The organism is Pseudomonas sp. FSL R10-1350 (genome assembly GCF_009600525.1).
GTDB classification, from domain to species: Bacteria; Pseudomonadota; Gammaproteobacteria; order Pseudomonadales; family Pseudomonadaceae; genus Aquipseudomonas; species Aquipseudomonas helleri.
In genome coordinates this window covers 1-19,231 of record NZ_WIVR01000008.1, presented here as the reverse complement: position 1 = coordinate 19,231, position 19,231 = coordinate 1, and the positions used below count along the sequence as shown (strand labels likewise).

Genomic DNA, 19,231 nt, shown 5'->3' with positions numbered 1-19,231 from the left:
GCGCGCGGGGTGTTTGAACAGGTGCGAACTCATCGTTTACCTCCTTGTTGAGCCAGCCAGGCCATGGTTGCCGGTGAGGCCTCGCTCAGGGGGATGGATGCCTGATGCATTGAGCCGTCCCAGCCCTCAAGGGTGATCCACAGCTCAGCATCGTCTTTGGTACGTTCCGGGATCGGCAAGGTGGCGCCCATGCGGTACGGCGTGCCGAAAAAAATCACCCCGGCAGCGCGCAAGCTGCGCGGCTTGCCGATGCGTAAATAACCGGCCTTGACCTGATCGATACAGGTGTCGCACAGGGCAGCAGTGAAGCTTTTCATATAGCCAGCGGGGCCATCAGGGCGTGGGCCCTCGTTGCGCATTTCTGCCAGCCGCAGGCTCCAGGGGCCAACCTGCACCGTGCCGATTTCGCGCTCGCCAAGGCCGCTGTCACCCCGAAACAGTGACGCCTCATGAAAATACTTGGGCATAAAGCCCAGAGGGATCAGCAACAACAGAATGTTGATGTGAAACCGCCATTTGAGCCACCAGCGACCCAGTGCAGAAGAGGGGGCTACCGCCGCTGCCTTACTCATACATTGGCCTCCTCGGGCTGCGCGCTGCGAGCTGTTACGGTTTGCCTGCCGGTCGGTACACGGGCAGGTTTATTGCTGCGTTTAAGCGCGTTGGCGGTGGCCAGTGCCGTGCGTTTGGTCCAGATCAGCAGGCCGCTCAACACCATCATGCTCAGTACCAGACCGAAGAAGAACCAGATCAGCTTGACCCACAGACCGCCGAAATCACCGGTGTGTAGCGGGCGCATGGACTCAGTCACCAGTTCCAGTCCGGAACGGTCGGCGATCATCCGCGAACCTTCGATGGCGCCGTTGTACGGGTTGATGTCGGCGGTCTGAAACAGCAGCGGATACCAGCCCGGGCCGCCCACTTCGATATGGCCGTAGGCATTGCTTGGCAAGCTGACAAAGCTGGCTTCAAGGCCGGGAATACTCTCGGCGGCAATTTTCACGGCCTGATCAAGATTGATCATCGGCGCCGGTTGGCCGTCCGGCATGATCGGCACATCCTGACGCGCCACCACCGGCGGGTTGCCCGCGGTGGAAATCGAAATCTGGTTATCGAACATAAAGGCTTCAATCAGAAACCACAGGCCGGTGATGGAGATCACCGCAATAAACCAGATCGACCAGATCCCGCACAGCCGATGGAAGTCGCCCCAAAAGATCCGCGCGCCGTGTTTTAACCGCAGCGTGGGTTTGAGGAAGCCTTTCCAGAATTTTTTGTACACCACCAGCCCGGTAATCAACGACGCCAGCAGCGGCAGGCCGAGGAAAGACACCAAGTACCAGCCCCAGCTATAACCGTTGGTGAACGGCACCAGCCACCAGCCGTGCAGGGCGCGGGTGAACTGGCGGAAATCAAAGCTCGAACTCTCGCCCTGAATGGCCCCGGTATACGGGTTGATGTACAGCGCCGGCGAGCGCCCGTCCGGGTACACCACCCTGGCGACCAGTGCAAAGTGCGACTCATCCGGGCGGCTGATCGACTGCACCGCCAGGGCCGGTTCGGCTTGATGAATGGTGTTCAACACCTGCTCATAAGTGAGCAACGGAGCATCGCTTGAAGGCTGTGTGGCACGGGCTTCAGGGGTCGCCAGCCAGACAATCTCCTGGCTGACCACCGCCAATGTGCCGGTGACACACACAATCAATACAAAGAACCAGATCGGCAGCGTTAACCAGCTGTGGACCAGGAACCAGACCTTGGAGCGGGATTTTTTGGACATGGGGGACGGCAGACTCACGGCTGAGCATGTTTAATCGCAACTGAGAATGCGATTGCTATCCATGTAGGACGTATGAGATGTCGAAAACCCGAAGGTAGAGTTGTAAAAAAGTGTTTCATACTAGGCAAGCACGAATCTGTAGGTGCGAGCTTGCCTCGCGATCTTTTGATCCTTAAAAGATCGCGAGCGCCCACACGATTGAGTTACTCAAGCGAACGTCCCAGTTTCCAGTAGCCCATCAACGTCAGCCCTTTGCGATCAAGCCCGCATTCATTGATGAAAAACCGACGAATATCCATGACCGCTGCGGATTCTCCGGCCACCCAGGCATAGAACTCGCTGCGCTTGGCGCTGGCCAGTTCCCACAGGCGCTGGCTATTGAGGTCCAGCTCTTGCAATGCTGCGCTGTCGTTGAGGTTGGCCCGGGTGGGCGGCAAGCTCGCCAGTTCGCGGGCCGCGAGGATCATGCCTTCACCATGCTGCTTGTGCAGCGTGAGGCGGGGCAGCCAGTGCACTTTGGTGTGCACGCCGCAGAGCAGCGGCATGCAATCGGCCTCTTCGGGCACTTCGATAAACGCCTGGACCTGGGGCGCGTCGGGATGGCTGGCCAGTTGTTCGAGGATCCCGGCGATGGCGGGCAGGGCGGTTTCGTCGCCAATCAGCAGGATTTTGCGCACACCCTGCGGCGGCATCCATTCATAGCCGCCCGGGTCGGCGTGGTAGGCAGCGTTGGGCGCGACTATTTGTAACGGGTCGCCTGGCCTTGCGTGCACCGCCCAGCGCGAAGCGGGGCCGGTTTCGCCATGCAGTACAAAGTCGATGTCCAGTTCGTTTATGTCGGGGCGTAAAGCGCGAATGGTGTAAGTGCGCATCGGCGGCGCCTGCTCGGGCTTCAGGGTGCGGCGCGCGGCTTGCCAGTCGCCAACCTTGGGCAATTCGGGCGCGCTGCCATTGGCGCTGGGGAAGAACAGCTTGACCCGCTGATCGGGGGCCAGCGTGTGCATCAGCGCCACATCCTCGCCCGTAAACACAAAGCGCGTGAGTGAAGGGCTCAAGGCAATGCGCTGCTTGAGGTGAATGTCGAACAGTTGATAGCCGGTCGGTTTGCTGAGCCGTTTGCGCAGGGTTTGCACCAAAGCTGCGGGAGACATGGAGAGCACCCATCAATGAGCTGGAGACCTGTATAGAACGAGCTGCCCGGGAATAAATTTAATCCCGGGTGGCTTATGGTGTGGGAGCGGGCTTGCCCGCGATGATATCGGCGCGGTGTAACAGATAAGTGGGCGTCGCCTGCATCGCGGGCAAGCCCGGCTCCCACAGGGCATGTGTCAAGCTCGCGGGCCTTTTAATTTTCCCTCCGCTTCATCCGTTCCGTAGGGATAGCCGAGCCAAAGCTCGATTGCCAACGTGTACGGAAGAAGTCAGATGAATGCTGAGAAGTCCCTCAAACTTGCCCGCCGGTTCATCGAATTGCCGCTTGAAAAACGCCGGTTATTCCTCGACGGTCTGCGTGCGGAAGGGATCGACTTTTCGCAGTTTCCGATTCCTGCCGATGTGCCTCAGGCGGATCGCCAGGCGTTGTCCTACGCACAGCGGCGCATGTGGTTCTTGTGGCAACTGGACCCGCACAGCGGCGCCTACAACTTGCCCGGTGCCGTGCGCCTGACCGGCACGCTTAACCTCAGTGCGCTGGAACAGGCGTTCGCTTGTGTGGTGCAGCGTCACCAGACCTTGCGCACGGTGTTCCGGCAGAACCCTGACGACAGCCTGGAGCAAGTCGAGCGTCTGGCGCCGATCACCGTCGAACATGTGGATTTCACCCTGTTGCCGGCCATCGAGCGCGAACAAGCGGTGGCCGCAGAGGCGCAGCAGCAGTCGCTGCACCCTTTCGATCTGGCCAATGGCCCGCTGCTGCGGATCAAGCTGCTCAAGCTTGGCGCTGACGAGCATGTGTTGCTGCTGACCTTGCACCACATCGTCTCTGATGGCTGGTCGATGAACGTGCTGATCGACGAATTTATCCGCAGTTACGATGCCTTTGTGCGTAACGAGGCGCCGTCGTTGCCTGAGCTGGCCATCCAGTACAGCGACTACGCCCTGTGGCAGCGCCGCTGGCTGGAGGCGGGTGAGCAAGCGCGGCAACTGGCGTACTGGCAGGCCAAACTGGGTGATGAACACCCGGTCATCACCTTGCCCAACGACTACCCACGCCCGGCCGTGCCCAGCTATCGCGGCACGCGCCATGAGTTCGCCGTAGCCCCGGAGCTGGTTGAGCAGTTGAGGGCCTTGGCCCAGCAGCACACGGTCACGCTGTTTATGCTGCTGTTGGGTGCGTTCAACATCCTGTTGCAGCGCTACAGCGGGCAAAACGATCTGCGCGTGGGCGTGCCGATTGCCAACCGTAACCGCCGTGAAGTCGAAGGGTTGATCGGCTTCTTTGTGAACACCCAGGTACTGCGCACCCAACTGACGGCAGACACCACCGTGGCCGAATTGCTGGCTGCGGTCAAAGAGACTGCGCTCGGTGCTCAAGCCCATCAGGAGCTGCCGTTCGAGCAGTTGGTAGAAGCCCTCAAACTTGAGCGCAACCTGAGCCACAACCCGCTGTTTCAAGTGATGTACAACCACCAGCCGCAAGTGGCCGACATTGAAGCGATCAAAACGGCTTCGGGGCTCACACTGGGCCTGATTGAGTGGGAAGGGCGCACCACGCAGTTTGACTTGAGCCTGGACACCTACGAGAAATCCGGCCGTCTGCACGCAGCGCTCACCTATGCCAATGACCTGTTTGACGGCGCCACCATCAGCCGTATGGCACGGCACTGGTGCAACCTGCTGCGAGCGCTGGTGGACCACCCCGAACGGCGGATCGGTGAGTTGCCGATGCTCGACGCCAGTGAAATACAGACCCGTGTGCACGACTGGAACCGCACCCACGTTGAATACCCGCCCCACACTGGCCTGCAGGTGTTGATTGAAGCCCAGGTTGAGCGCAGCCCCGACGCCACGGCGTTGGTGTTTGGCGCGCAGTCCCTGAGCTATGCGCAGCTCAATGCACGCGCCAACCAATTGGCCCATGAGTTGCGTGAACGGGGTGTTGGCCCGGATGTGCTGGTGGGGATTGCCGTAGAGCGTTCAGTAGAAATGGTGATCGGCCTGCTGGCGATTCTCAAGGCGGGCGGCGCCTATGTGCCGCTCGACCCGGAGTACCCGGCCGAACGTTTGAGCTACATGATCGACGACAGCGGGATCCAGTTACTGTTGACGCAAAAGCACTTGCAGGCGGCATTGGCGCAACACATCCCGGTCATGTGCCTTGATTCTTTAAACGATCAACAGATCGCGAGGCAAGCTCGCTCCTACAGTACAGAGAATCTGGTTGATCTGACTCAGCCGCAAAACCTGGTCTATGTGATCTACACCTCCGGCTCCACCGGCAAGCCCAAAGGCGCGGGCAACACCCATGCCGCGTTGGTCAACCGCCTGAGCTGGATGCAGCAGGCGTATCGCCTGACGGCCGACGATGCTGTGCTGCAAAAGACCCCGTTCAGTTTTGACGTGTCGGTGTGGGAGTTTTTCTGGCCGCTGCTCACCGGCGCACGTCTGGTGGTGGCACAACCGGGTGAACACCGCGAGCCGCTGCGCCTGATCGAAACCATTCGCCAGCAGCAGATCAGCACCCTGCATTTTGTACCGTCAATGTTGCAGGCGTTTATTCATGAGGTGGGCGTTGAGCAGTGCACCAGCCTGCGGCGGATTGTCTGCAGCGGTGAAGCACTGCCGGTTGATGCTCAGCAGCAGGTGTTCGGCAAACTGCCCGATGCCGAGCTGTACAACCTGTATGGCCCGACCGAAGCGGCCATCGACGTCACGCACTGGACCTGCATCGATGAGGGCGCGGCCAGCGTGCCGATTGGCTTGCCCATCGCCAACCTGCGTACGCTGGTGCTGGATGCCAACCTCTCGCCCGTAGCCTTGGGCGTGGCCGGAGAGTTGTATCTGGGCGGGGCCGGGCTGGCGCGCAGCTACCATCGGCGCCCGACGCTGACAGCAGAGCGTTTTGTGCCGTGCCCGTTTAATCAGGGTGAGCGCCTGTACCGCACTGGCGATTGGGTGCGCCAGCGGGTTGACGGGGTCATTGAATACCTGGGCCGGCTTGATCATCAGGTCAAACTGCGCGGGTTGCGCATTGAACTGGGGGAAATCGAAGCGCGTCTGGCCGAGCAGCCGTCCGTGCGCGAAGCCGTGGTGCAGGTGCTCGACGGCAAGCAACTGGTGGCCTACGTGGTGCTGCACGCGCAGGCGCCTGCCGACGCTTGGCAAACGGAATTGGCCAACCAACTGCAACTCGGCTTGCCGGACTACATGGTGCCCAGCCACTGGGTCAGCCTTGAGCGTCTGCCGCTGTCGCCCAACGGTAAGCTCGATCGTAAAGCCTTGCCGCGCCCGGACATCAGCACCGTGCAGCAAGACTACGTCGCACCGGCCTCTGAGCTGGAACAGCGCCTGGCCGAGATCTGGCAACAGGTATTGGGCGTGGCGCAGATCGGTGTCGATGACAACTTTTTTGCCCTGGGCGGCGACTCGATCATCTCGATCCAAGTGGTCAGCCGTGCCCGTCAGGCCGGGATCGCCTTCAGCCCTCGCGACCTGTTCCAGCACCAAACCATCCGCAGCCTGGCCCGGATTGCCGCGCTGAGCACCGAGACCCTTGTCGATCAGGGCCTGGCCACGGGCGCGGTGGCGCTGGCGCCGGTGCAGCAGTGGTTTTTCAGCCTGGACATGCCCCAGCGCCAGCACTGGAATCAGTCATTGCTGTTGCACCCGCGTCAGCCGGTGGATGCCGGGTTGCTGGAACAGGCACTGAACACGCTGGTGAGCCATCACGATGCGCTGCGTTTGCGCTTTGTTCAGCGCCACGGCCAATGGCAGCAAGCCTACGCCGAGCTGCCGAACGAGCCGCTGCTGTGGCAGCGCCAGGCCGCGTCAACTGACGAACTCAAAACCCTGTGCGAACAGACCCAATGCAGCCTGGACTTGCACAACGGCCCGTTGCTGCGGGCGTTGCTGGTGGACATGGCCGATCACAGCCAGCGCCTGTTACTGGTGATTCACCACCTGGTGGTGGACGGCGTGTCGTGGCGGGTGTTGCTCGAAGACTTGCAGCAGTTCTACACAAAACCGGTGCAGGCTGCGCCGGCCAAAACCAGCGCCTATCAGGCCTGGACCGCCCGCTTGGCCGATGAGGCACAGGCGCGGGTCGGGGAACTGGCGCTGTGGCAGCGCCAACTGGCCGGTGCGTCCAGCGAGTTGCCGTGGGATCGGCCTGATGCCGGTTTGCAAAACCGCCATGCCCGCACCTTGTCCCTGACCCACGACGCCGAATTGACCCGCCAGTTGCTGCAAGTCGCTCCCGCCACCTATCGCACGCAGGTCAATGACCTGCTGCTGAGCGCGTTGGCGCGGGTTATTTGCCGCTGGAGCGGCCAGCCCAGCAGCTTGATCCAACTGGAAGGTCATGGCCGCGAAGACCTGTTTGCCGACCTCGACCTGTCGCGCACTGTGGGCTGGTTTACCAGCCTGTTCCCGGTGCAATTGACCCCGAGTGCTGATCTGGGTGACTCGATCAAGTCGATCAAGGAGCAACTGCGCAGCGTGCCGGACAAAGGCGTGGGCTATGGCCTGCTGCGCTATCTGGCAGGTGAGGGCGTGGCTGAACAACTGGCCAGCCTGGCGACGCCACGCATTACCTTCAACTACCTGGGCCAGTTTGATCGCCAGTTCGATGACACCGCGATGTTTGCCCCGGCCGCTGAAAGCGCCGGGCTGGCGCAGGACGAAAATGCGCCACTGGCCAACTGGCTGAGCATCGAAGGGCAGGTGTATGGCGGTGAACTCAACCTGCAATGGACCTACAGCCACGAGATGTTTGATGACGCCACTGTGCAGGCATTGGTGGACGATTATCGGGGCGAACTGACGGCACTGATTGCCCATTGCGTCAACAGCGAGCAGGGCGGCATGACCCCGTCGGACTTCCCGCTGGCACAACTGACCCAGGCGCAACTGGACGCCCTCAAAGTTCCGGCCAGTGCCATCGAAGACATCTACCCGCTATCGCCGATGCAGCAGGGCTTGCTGGTGCACACCTTGCTCGAGCCCGGCTCGGGCATTTACTACATGCAAGACCGTTACATCATCGACAGCGAAATCGACCTGCCACGCTTTACCGCAGCCTGGCACGCGGTGGTGCAGCGTCATGACGCGTTGCGCGCTTCGTTCAGCCTCGACGATGACGGCCAGATGCTGCAAATCATCCACCGCGATGCTGCGCCCAACGTGCAAGTGCACGACTGGACGGATCGCCCCGAGGGCGAACACGAAGCGGCGTTGCAAACGTTGCTGGCCGAAGATCGGGCCCAAGGCTTTGACCTGCTCAACTCGCCGCCTTTCAGCCTGCGCCTGATCCGTCGCAGCGCCGGGCATTACTGGTTCATCCTCAGCAACCACCACATCCTGATTGATGCCTGGTGCCGCTCGCTGTTGCTGCAAGACTTCTTTGCCCTGTACAGCGGCCAGCGCAGCCTGCCGCCCGCGGCGCGGTATCGCGACTTTATTGAATGGCTGCAAGCCCAGGGCGAGCGCGAGGCTCTGCAGGCCTGGAGCGCTGAACTGGCCGGGTTTGAACAGCCGACGCCATTGCCCTTTGACCGTGCCGTGCGCCGTCAGGGCGGGTTCTCGCAGATCGGTGATTGCTATGCCGACTTGGAGGTCAGCCAGGGCCGCGCCTTGCGCGAACTGGCCCAGCGTTACCACGTGACCGTCAACACCCTGACCCAAGCTGCCTGGGCGCTGGTGTTGCAGCGCTACAGCGGGCTCGACGAAGTGCTGTTTGGCGTCACCGTGGCCGGGCGCCCGGTCAACCGCCCGGAAATGCAAGACACGGTTGGCCTGTTCATCAACAGCATCCCGCTGCGCATGCGTTTGCCGCAGGCAGGGCAGCGGGTCAGCGTGCGCGAGTGGCTGCAAGGGGTGTTTGCGCATAACCTGGCGCTGCGTGAACACGAACATTTGCCGCTGTTGAGCATTCAGGCGTGCAGTGCGCTGGACAAAGGCCAGCCGATTTTCGACAGCCTGTTTGTCTATGAAAACGCCCCGGTGGAAAGCGCGGTGGTCAGCGGCGCCGAGCAGATCAGCGCCAAGTCCGACAGCGCGCGGACCCACACCAACTACCCGATGACCGTGGTGGTGTACCCCGGCGATGCGCTGGGCTTGCACCTGTCGTACGACAAACGCTTTTTTGATGAGGCCACGGTTGAGCGTTTGTTGGCTGACTTCAAGCGCTTGTTGTTGGCGATTGGCGAGCACGCCGAAGGCAACGTTGCCGACCTGCCGTTGGTGGAGGCTGGCGAGCGTGAGCAGTTGTTGCAAGCGGGCAACCAGACCGCCCGCGATTACCCGTTGGCGCAGGGTTATGTGCGGCTGTTTGAAGCGCAGCTGGCGGCGCACCCGGAGCAGGTGGTTGCCACGTGCCTGGACCAGCGCTGGACCTACCAGGCGCTGGATCAAAGGGCGAACCGGCTCGGCCATGCGCTGTTGGCGGCGGGTGTCACTGTTGACCAGCCTGTGGCCTTGCTGGCCGAGCGCAGCCTCGAACTGCTGGGCATGATGCTGGGTACCTTCAAGGCCGGGGCGGGCTACTTGCCCCTCGACCCGCACTTGCCGACCAAGCGCCTGTTGGCGTTGCTGCAACTGGGGCGCGTGCCGTTGCTGGTGGCCAGTGCGGCGTGCCGTGAACAGGCCGAGCGCGTGCTGGCATTGCTCAGCCCGGCGCAGCGCCCGCCCTTGCTGGTGTGGGAGGACGTGCAAGGCGCCGGGTATTGCAGCACTTCACCGGGCATCTACATCGCGCCCAACAACCTGGCCTATGTGATATTCACCTCGGGCTCCACCGGCACGCCAAAAGGGGTGATGGTCGAGCAGGCCGGGATGCTGAATAACCAACTGAGCAAACAACCGTATCTGCACCTGAGTGCGGCGGACGTGATCGCCCAGACGGCGTCGCAGAGTTTTGATATTTCGGTGTGGCAGTTCCTCGCGGCGCCTTTGTTTGGTGCGCAAGTCGACATCGTGCCCAACGCCATCGCCCATGATCCGGCTGCGTTGCTGACGCATGTGGCCGCACGCGGGATCACTGTGCTCGAAAGCGTGCCGTCGCTGATCCAGAGCCTGCTCGACGAGCCCGAGGGTTCGCTGGCTGCGCTGCGCTGGATGCTGCCCACCGGCGAAGCCATGCCCCCGGAGCTGGCGCGCCGCTGGTTGCAGCGTTATCCGCAGATTGGTCTGGTCAACGCCTATGGCCCGGCGGAATGCTCGGACGACGTGGCGCTGTTCCGTGTTGACGCGGCATCGGCCCAAGGCGCGTATTTGCCGATTGGCCTGGCCACCGACAACAACCGTTTGTATGTGCTGGATGGCGACTTGCAGCCAGTGCCGACCGGTGTGGTCGGTGAGTTGTACGTGGCCGGTACGGGCGTGGGCCGTGGGTATTTTGCCGACCCGCTGCGCAGCGCGGCGGTGTTTTTGCCTGACCCTTACGCCGCCAGGGCGGGCGAGCGCCTGTATCGCACCGGCGACCTGGCCCGGCGGCGCCCGGACGGCCAACTGGAATACGTGGGTCGTATCGACCAGCAAGTCAAAGTGCGCGGCTTCCGTATTGAACTGGGTGAAATCGAGTCGCGTCTGCGTGACCTGGCTGACGTGCGTGAAGCCGCCGTGGTCGTGCAGGACAGCCCGACCGGCAAGGCGCTGGTGGCCTTTGTGGTGGCCGACGATGAAGCGAGTGCCTGGAGCGAATGGCGCGAAACCTTGAAGGCTGCGCTCAAGGCGCAACTGCCGGACTACATGGTGCCGCTGCACTGGGTTCAATTGCAGGGCTTGCCACTCAATGCCAACGGCAAGGTCGACCGCAAGGCGCTGCCCCAGGCCCAAGCGGCTGACTGGCAGCGCGAGGTGATTGCGCCCCACGCCGGGATCGAAAGCCGTATTGCCGCAATCTGGCAAGAGGTGCTCAAACTTGAGGCGGTCAGCCGCGACGACAACTTCTTTGAACTGGGCGGCCATTCGCTGCTGGTGGCACAAGTGGTGTCTCGGGTGCGCCAGCAGCTCGGCATCGAACTGGCGCTGAGCAGCTTGTTTGAAAGCAGCGTGCTCAGCGATTTCGCTGCCCGTTGCGCCTCACAGCCGCAAACCCTCAGTCAGCCGCCATTGCGCCCGCGTGCGCCCGGTCAGCCCGGCGTGTTGTCGTATGCGCAGCAGCGCCAATGGCTGCTCTGGCAGCTCGACCCGCACAGCGCCGCGTACAACATTCCGGCGGCGCTGCGGCTTAAAGGCTCATTCGATCGCGAGGCCTTGCTACGCAGCTTCAACGCCCTGCAACAACGCCACGAAACCTTGCGCACCACCTTTGTTCAGGACGGTGACCAGGCCCGTGGCGTGCTGCACGCAAGTTTGCCGCTGGCGCTGCGTGAATTAACCCTCGATCAGCCATCAGCCGCGCAGATTGACACCCAAGTGGCCGAAGAAATGCGTCAGCCCTTCGACCTGCGCACGGGGCCGTTGCTGCGCGTGTTGCTGCTCAAGGTGGCGGCCGATGAGCACGTGCTCGTGCTGACCGTGCATCACATTGCCGCTGACGGTTGGTCGATGCAGGTGATGGTCGATGAATTCATTCAGTTGTACCTGGGCCATGAACTGCCGCCCTTGGCCGTGAGCTACGCCGATTACGCCGCCTGGCAGCGCGACGGACTGCAAGCTGGCGAGGGCGAGCGCCAGTTGAACGCCTGGCGTGAGCAACTCGGCAGCCAGCATGCGCCACTTGAACTGCCCAGCGAGCTGGTTCGCCCGGCGATCCGCAGCGAGCGGGGGGCGCGAGTGGAGCTAGCCATTGAACCGTCATTGGCGGGCGCGCTGCGGGAGTTGGCGCAACAGCACAATGTGACGCTGTTTATGCTGCTGCTGGCCAGTTATCAAACCTTGTTGCATCGCTACAGCGGTCAGTCGGCGATCAATGTCGGGGTGCCGAATGCCGGGCGTGGGCAACTCGAAACGGAAGGCCTGATCGGCTTCTTTATCAACACCCAGGTGCTGCGCAGCGAGATCGACGGTCAGCAAACGTTTGCCAGCCTGTTGCAACAGGTCAAGCGCAACGCCCTGTGGGCGCAAGCGCATCAAGACCTGCCGTTTGAACAACTGGTGGACGCGTTGCAGCCGCAGCGCAGCCTGAGCCACAGCCCGCTGTTTCAAGTGCTGTTCAACCATCAGCGGCAGATCGGCGAGAGCGTCGAGCGGCAACTGCCGGGTCTGAGCATTGAGCGCATGGACTGGCAGCAGCACACGGCGCAGTTCGATCTAGCGCTGGACACCGAAGAACAGGGCGAGCGCTTGCACGCCAGCCTGACCTACGCCTGCGATGTGTATGACGCCGCGACCATTGAGCGCTTGGCCGGGCACTGGCTGAACCTGCTGCGCGCGGTGGTGCAGGCGCCGCAGCAGCGTATTGCTGAATTGGCCATGCTGGGTCCGGACGAGCAACAGGCGTTGCTGACGCAGTGGAACCCGCAGGTTGACGTGCAGCCTGCCGGGCCAACCCTGCATCAACTGTTCGAGGCGCAAGCCGCCTTGCACCCGCATGCTCTGGCGCTGCGCTGTGGGGAGGATTCGCTGACCTATGCAGCGCTCAACGCCCAGGCCAATCGCCTGGCCCGCAAACTGCGCGAGCGCGGTGTCGGCCCGGAAGTACGGGTCGGCATTGCCACTGAGCGGGCCGTGGTGCTGGTGGTCGGGGTGCTGGCGATTCTCAAGGCCGGGGGCGCGTATGTGCCACTCGATCCGCAATACCCCGCCGAGCGCCTGAGCTACATGATCGATGACAGCGGCATTCAGTTATTGCTGACCCAGGAGCACCTGCTGGAAAACCTGCCGCCGCGGGTCGGCGTGCAGGCTCTATGTCTGGAACATGTGCAGTGGGAGGCGTTCAGCGCCGACAATCTGCTCAACCTTACCCAGCCCGACAACCTGGCGTATGTGATCTACACCTCGGGTTCCACCGGGCGCCCGAAAGGGGCGTTGCTGAGCCATGCCAACGTCAGCCGTTTGCTCAGCGCCACCGCCGATGAGTTTGCCTTTGGTCCGAGTGATGTGTGGACGCTGTTCCATTCCTATGCGTTCGATTTCTCGGTGTGGGAGCTGTTCGGCGCGCTGTGCACCGGCGGGCGTCTGGTGATCGTGCCGTACTTTATCAGCCGCGAGCCGCAGGCGTTCCATCAGTTGCTCTGCGATGAGCAGGTCACGGTGCTCAACCAGACCCCGACGGCGTTCCGGCAATTGCTGCCCATTGTCTGCAACAGCTCGCAAACCCTGGCCTTGCGCTGGGTGATCTTTGGTGGCGAAGCCCTCGATGTGGCGAGCTTGCGCCCGTGGTACGCGCGCTTTAGCGATACGCCCACCACGTTGGTCAACATGTACGGCATCACCGAAACCACGGTGCATGTGACCTGGCGCGCCCTGAGCGCACAAGACCTCGATGCCAAGGTACAAAGTCCGATCGGCCGGCCCATCAGCGACCTCAGCTGGTATTTGCTCGACAGCCAGTTGCAACCCGTTGCGCCAGGCTGCGCCGGTGAGTTGTACATCGCTGGGGCCGGTCTGGCCCGTGGCTACCATGGCCGCGCCGGGCTCACCGCCGAGCGTTTTGTGCCCAGCCCGTTTGCGCCGGGCGTGCGCCTGTACCGCAGCGGCGACCTGGCCCGCCAGCGCGCTGACGGCAACATCGACTACCTGGGGCGGATCGACCAGCAAGTGAAGATTCGCGGCTTCCGTATCGAACTGGGCGAAATCGAAACCTGCCTCAAGCAGCAAGTGGGCGTGAGCGATGCAGTGCTGAGCGTGCATCAAGGCCTGCTCTGCGCCTATGTGGTGGCCGAGCAGACGCCAATCGATCCGTTGGCGTGGCGCGAGCAATTGCGCACCGCGCTCAAGGTCGATTTGCCGGATTACATGGTGCCGAGCCATTGGCTGCTGCTGGAGGCCCTGCCGCTGACCGGTAACGGCAAGCTCGATCGCAAGGCGTTGCCATTGCCTGACGCCGAGCACTGGCAGCGCCCTTACAGCGCCCCGGTGGGCGAGCTGGAAACCAGGCTGGCAACGATCTGGGCCCAGGTGCTGGAAGTGGAGCGGGTAGGGCGCCACGACAACTTCTTTGAATTGGGCGGGCACTCGCTGCTCGCAGCCCAGGCCAACGCCCGGGTCGAACTGGAACTGGGCCTTGAAGTGGCGCTGCGCGCGCTGTTCGAAACCCCCGACCTGCACGCCTATGCCGCCTTGGTACAGGCCCACACGCCTGCGGATAACGATGTTCGTCTGAGCGCACTTGAGTCGCTGCTCGACGAGATGGAGATCAACTGATGGAACACTCTACCGCCTGGCGTATTGCCAACCGCTTCGCCAGCCTTGCCCCACAGCAGCGCCGAGAGTTCTTGCACAAGATGCAAGAGCAGGGCGTGAGTTTCGGCCAGTTGCCGATCCCGCAGACCGCATCGCCAGACGCACCCTGCGCGCTGTCCTATGCCCAGCAACGGCAATGGTTTTTGTGGCAGCTTGACCCGCAGAGCGCCGCGTACCACATCCCGGCCGCCTTGCGTTTGCGCGGCGAGCTGAACGTGGCGGCGTTGCAGCACAGTTTTGATGCCCTGCTGGAGCGCCATCACAGCTTGCGTAGGGTCTTTGTCTGTGGGAGCGGGCTTGCTCGCGATGCAGACAACGCGGAGTTTCTGGACAACAGCGGTGATGCTATCGCGAGCAAGCCCGCTCCCACAGATTCAGCAATGCTGTTGACCCGCCACGACCTGCGCGATCAGCCGCCATCCGAACGCCTGAACCTGGCGCTGCGCCTGGTCGAGCAGGACATCGCGCAACCGTTCGATCTGCAACACGGGCCGTTGCTGCGGGTGAGCCTGTTGCAACTGGACGCGCAGGATCATGTGCTGGTGCTGACCTTGCACCACATCGTGGCTGATGGTTGGTCGATGGGCGTGCTGGTCGACGAGTTTTCACAGTTGTATGCCGCCCATGCCCAAGGCAAAACCCTGGAGTTGCCCGCGCTGGCGATTCAGTACGTCGACTACGCCCTGTGGCAAAGGCGCTGGATGGAGGCCGGGGAGCTGGAGCGGCAACTGGACTGGTGGCGCGGGCAACTGGGCAGCGAGCAACCGGTGCTGGAGTTGCCCAGCGACCGCTCACGCCCTGTGCAGCCAAGCCAGCACGGCGCGCGACTGGATTTCGCGCTGCCAGCCGAGTTGGCCAAAGGCCTGCTGAGCCTGGCCAGGCAGCGCGGGGTGACGCCGTTTATGCTCTTGCTGGCCAGTTTTCAAGTGCTGTTGCACCGCTACAGCGGCCAGCAGGATGTGCGTATCGGTGTGCCGGTGGCCAACCGCACGCGCGCGGAAACCCGTGGCCTGATCGGTTTTTTCGTCAATACCCAGGTGCTGCGGGCCGAGCTGGACGGGCGCATGCCGTTCAGCCAATTGCTGAGCCAGACCCGCGACCGCGCACTGGATGCCCAGGGTTATCAGGACGTGCCCTTCGAGCGGCTGGTCAATGCCTTGCAGGGCGAGCGCAGCCTGAGCCACAGCCCCTTATTTCAAGTGATGTTCAACCACCAGCAAAGCCGCCCCGGCGCACTGCGCGGGATGCTCGCCGGCTTGCAGGTCGAGAGCCTGGAATGGCAGGGCCGCACCGCTCAGTTTGATCTGCAACTCGATACCCATGAAGAAGGCGAGCACCTGCTGGCCAGCCTGACTTATGCCTCCGACCTGTTTGATGCCCCGCGCATCGAAGCCATGGCCGCGCATTGGCGCACCCTGCTGGAAGGGGTAGTGGCGAACCCTGAGTGCGCGATCAGCGAGCTGCCGATGCTCAGCGCCCATGAAATAGAGGCCACGCTGTATGGCCTGAATGCCACGCAGCAGCACTATCCCGGCCCCGCCTGCGTGCACCAGCACATCGAAGCGCAAGCGGCTGCCACACCGGAGGCTTGTGCGCTGGTGTTTGCCGGGCAGTCGTTGAGTTATCGCGAACTCAATCAGCGCGCCAACCGCCTGGCGCATCAGTTGCGCGAGAGCGGAGTGGGCCCGGAAGTGCGCGTGGGCGTGGCCTGCGAGCGTTCGCTGGAGCTGGTGATTGGCTTGCTGGCGATTCTCAAGGCCGGGGGCGCTTACGTGCCGCTCGACCCCGAATACCCGGCTGAACGCCTTGCCTACATGTTTGAAGACAGCGGCATCAGTTTGCTGCTGACCCAGGCGCACGTGCAGATGGCGTTGCCGCCACACATCCCCGTCATGATCCTGGACCCCACTGTAGGTGCGAGCTTGCCTCGCGATCTTTCAAACGATCACGAGCGCGCTGAAAACCTGACTAACCTGGCGCATCCCGAGAGTCTGGCCTACGTGATCTACACCTCGGGCTCCACCGGTCGCCCCAAAGGCGCTGGCAACAGCCATGGTGCGTTGTACAACCGGCTGGCGTGGATGCAACAGGCTTATGGCCTTAGCGCTGCTGACCGGGTCTTGCAGAAAACCCCGTTCAGTTTTGACGTGTCGGTGTGGGAGTTTTTCTGGCCGCTGATGCACGGCGCGACCCTGGTGGTCGCCGCGCCCGGTGCGCACCGCGACCCGCAGCAACTGGCGCAACTGATCGTCGAGCAGAGGATTACCACCCTGCATTTTGTGCCGTCGATGCTGCAAGCCTTCATCAACAGCGACGAGGCCGCGCAGTGCCGCTCGCTGCGGCGAATTGTGTGCAGCGGCGAGGCGCTGCCGATTGCCTTGCAACGCCAGACAATGCGCGTCCTGCCTAAGGCGGCGTTGTACAACTTGTACGGGCCGACCGAAGCGGCCATCGACGTAACCCACTGGACGTGCCTTGAAGAACAGCGCGACAGCGTGCCGATCGGGCGGCCGATTGCCAACCTGCGTACCTATGTCCTAAGCCCGGAATTGTTGCCCTTGCCGACCGGCGCCATTGGCGAGTTGTACCTGGCGGGCGCGGGCTTGGCCCGGGGCTACCATGCGCGCCCGGCATTGACGGCCGAGCGCTTTGTGGTCGACCCGTTTGGCAGTGGCGAACCGCTGTACCGCACTGGCGACCTGGCGCGTTATCGCGCTGACGGTGCTATCGAGTACTGCGGCCGGATCGACCATCAGGTGAAAATTCGCGGCCTGCGCATCGAGCTGGGCGAGATCGAAGCGCGCCTGCAAGAACACCCGCAGGTTCAGGAAGCGGTGGTGCTGGCGCTGGATAACCAGTTGGTGGCGTATCTGGTGCCCAGCGACGTGGCGCTGCTGGAACACCCCGAAGCGCAAACCGTCTGGCGTGACACCCTGAAAGCCCATGTACTGCTGAGCCTGCCCGATTACATGGTGCCGACGCAGTTGCTGTTGATCGAGCGCATGCCGCTGAGCCCCAACGGCAAGCTGGAACGCAAATTGTTGCCGGCGCCGCAGGCCAGTGTCAGCCAGCGGGTTTTCGAGGCACCACGCAGCGACAACGAGCGCCAGTTGGCAGCGATTTGGCAAGCCGTGCTGGGGCTTGAGCAGGTCGGCCGTCAGGACAACTTTTTTGAGCTGGGCGGCGACTCGATCATCTCGATTCAGGTGGTCAGCCGGGCGCGGCGTGCCGGGTTGCGCTTGCAGCCGCGTGACCTGTTTCAACAGCCGACCTTGCAGGCGCTGGCCGCTGTGGCAAGCCCGTTACAGGTCGCACACATCCCTCAAGGGCCGGTGGAGGGCACGCAAACACTGACCCCGGTGCAGCAGTGGTTCTTTGCCAATCAAACCGAGCAGCCCCAGCACTGGAACCAGTCGGTGCTGCTGGACGTGCGCGAGCCGCTGGACTTGCTGCGCCTGCAAACCGCCTTGCAGCAGGTGTTGGCCCAGCACGATGCGTTGCGTTTGCAGTTCCGCGAGCAGGCCGGGCAATGGACGGCGCGCTATGTGCCGCTGGACAGCAGCGCGGCCACCGATTTGCTGTGGACCGCCCAAGTGCAAAGTAGCGAGGCGTTACAAGCCTTGTGCGACGAGGCGCAGCGCAGTTTGTCGCTGCACGACGGGCCGCTGCTGCGCGCGGTGTTGATCGACCACGAGCAAGGCGCGCAGCGTTTGTTGCTGGTGATTCACCACTTGGTGGTGGACGGCGTGTCGTGGCGGGTCTTGCTTGAAGACTTGCAGGCGGCCTACGCCGGGCAAGCACTGGCAGAAAAAACCAGCGCCTTGCAAGACTGGGCCCGGCAGTTGTCGGCCTATGCGCAAAGCCCGGCATTGATGGTAGAACGCGACAGCTGGTTGCAGCAGTTGCAAGGCGCCAGCGCCCGGTTGCCCCATGCCCGCATGGAGGCCAGCCAGGCGTTGCGCTATCGCCAGGTGGTGAGCCTGGGCCTGGACCGGGAGCAGACCCGGCACTTACTGCAACAGGCGCCTGCGGCGTATCGCACGCAGATCAATGACCTGCTGCTGACCGCGCTGGCCCGTGCCCTGTGCGAATGGACCGGCGATTCGACGGCCTTGATCCAGCTGGAAGGCCACGGCCGTGAAGACCTGTTTGCGGACATCGACCTGACCCGCACGGTGGGGTGGTTCACCAGCCTGTTCCCGGTCAAGTTGACCCCTGCCGCGGGCATGGCCGAGTCAATCAAAGCGATCAAGCAGCAACTGCGTGAGGTGCCGGGCAAGGGCTTGGGCTTTGGGCTGTTGCGCTACCAGGGCGATGCCCAGACCCAAGCCAGCCTCGCGGCCTTGCCGCAGGCGCGGGTGACGTTCAACTACCTGGGCCAGTTTGACCAGAGCTTTAACGACGACGGGTTATTCGTCCCGGCTCAAGAGGCCAGCGGCGCGGCGCAGAGCCTGGATTCGCCGTTGGCCAACTGGTTGTCGGTCGACGGCCAGGTGTATGGCGGTGAATTGAAGCTGGACCTGAGCTTTAGCCAGGAATGCTTCGACATGGCAGATATCGAGGCCCTGGCCTCAAGCTTTAAGGCCCAGTTGCAGGCGCTGATTGAGCATTGCCTGAACCCGCAGCACAGCGGCGTGACCCCGGCGGATTTTGCGCTGGCTAACCTGACCCAGGCGCAACTTGACCTGCTGCCCGTGCCGCCACGGCAGATAGAAGACCTGTATCCGCTGTCACCGATGCAGCGCGGTTTGCTGTTCCACAGCCTGTACGAGCTCCAGGCCGGAGCCTACGTCAACCAGCTCAGCGTCGCGGCGAGCGGGCTGGACGCCACCCGCTTGGCGCAGGCGTGGCAGGCGACGCTGGATGCACACCCGATTTTGCGCAGTGGTTTCCATTGGCCCCAGGGCGCCAGTGAGCCGGTGCAGGTGGTGCAGCGGGCGCTGGAGT

General features: G+C 62.8%; 5 protein-coding genes. 2 read left to right on the top strand and 3 right to left on the bottom strand.

What is annotated here, in order from left to right:
• Positions 1-29: 29 nt before the first annotated feature.
• The 3 genes from GHO25_RS06010 to GHO25_RS06000 form a co-directional block, all read right to left on the bottom strand.
• The gene (locus GHO25_RS06010; protein ID WP_048368859.1) at positions 30-572 is read right to left on the bottom strand and encodes a hypothetical protein; all 543 of its coding nucleotides are present in this window, start codon (positions 570-572) and stop codon (positions 30-32) included.
• Positions 569-1,780 (bottom strand): PepSY domain-containing protein, encoded by a 1,212-nt coding sequence (locus GHO25_RS06005; protein ID WP_153390137.1) that lies wholly within the window; start codon positions 1,778-1,780, stop codon positions 569-571. The genes GHO25_RS06010 and GHO25_RS06005 overlap by 4 nt, the downstream gene beginning before the upstream one ends.
• A 203-nt stretch (positions 1,781-1,983) precedes the next feature.
• Positions 1,984-2,931: a siderophore-interacting protein gene (locus tag GHO25_RS06000; RefSeq protein WP_153390136.1), complete on the bottom strand. Its 948-nt coding sequence runs from the start codon at positions 2,929-2,931 to the stop codon at positions 1,984-1,986.
• Positions 2,932-3,205: 274 nt separating this feature from the next.
• Here GHO25_RS06000 and GHO25_RS05995 point away from each other — a divergent pair, with 274 nt between their 5' ends.
• Positions 3,206-14,245 carry a non-ribosomal peptide synthase/polyketide synthase gene (locus GHO25_RS05995; protein ID WP_153390135.1) on the top strand — a complete coding sequence of 3,680 codons (11,040 nt, stop codon included), beginning with the start codon at positions 3,206-3,208 and terminating at the stop codon, positions 14,243-14,245.
• Positions 14,245-19,231: non-ribosomal peptide synthetase (locus GHO25_RS05990; RefSeq protein WP_153390134.1), on the top strand; the 4,987-nt coding region annotated here is incomplete at its 3' end. The genes GHO25_RS05995 and GHO25_RS05990, both read left to right, overlap by 1 nt.

Coding starts and splice junctions, on each gene's coding strand:
- GHO25_RS06010 (WP_048368859.1), bottom strand. CDS start 572: ATGAGTAAGGCAGCGGCGGTAGCCCCCTCTTCTGCACTGGGTCGCTGG.
- GHO25_RS05995 (WP_153390135.1), top strand. CDS start 3,206: ATGAATGCTGAGAAGTCCCTCAAACTTGCCCGCCGGTTCATCGAATTG.
- GHO25_RS06005 (WP_153390137.1), bottom strand. CDS start 1,780: ATGTCCAAAAAATCCCGCTCCAAGGTCTGGTTCCTGGTCCACAGCTGG.
- GHO25_RS06000 (WP_153390136.1), bottom strand. CDS start 2,931: ATGTCTCCCGCAGCTTTGGTGCAAACCCTGCGCAAACGGCTCAGCAAA.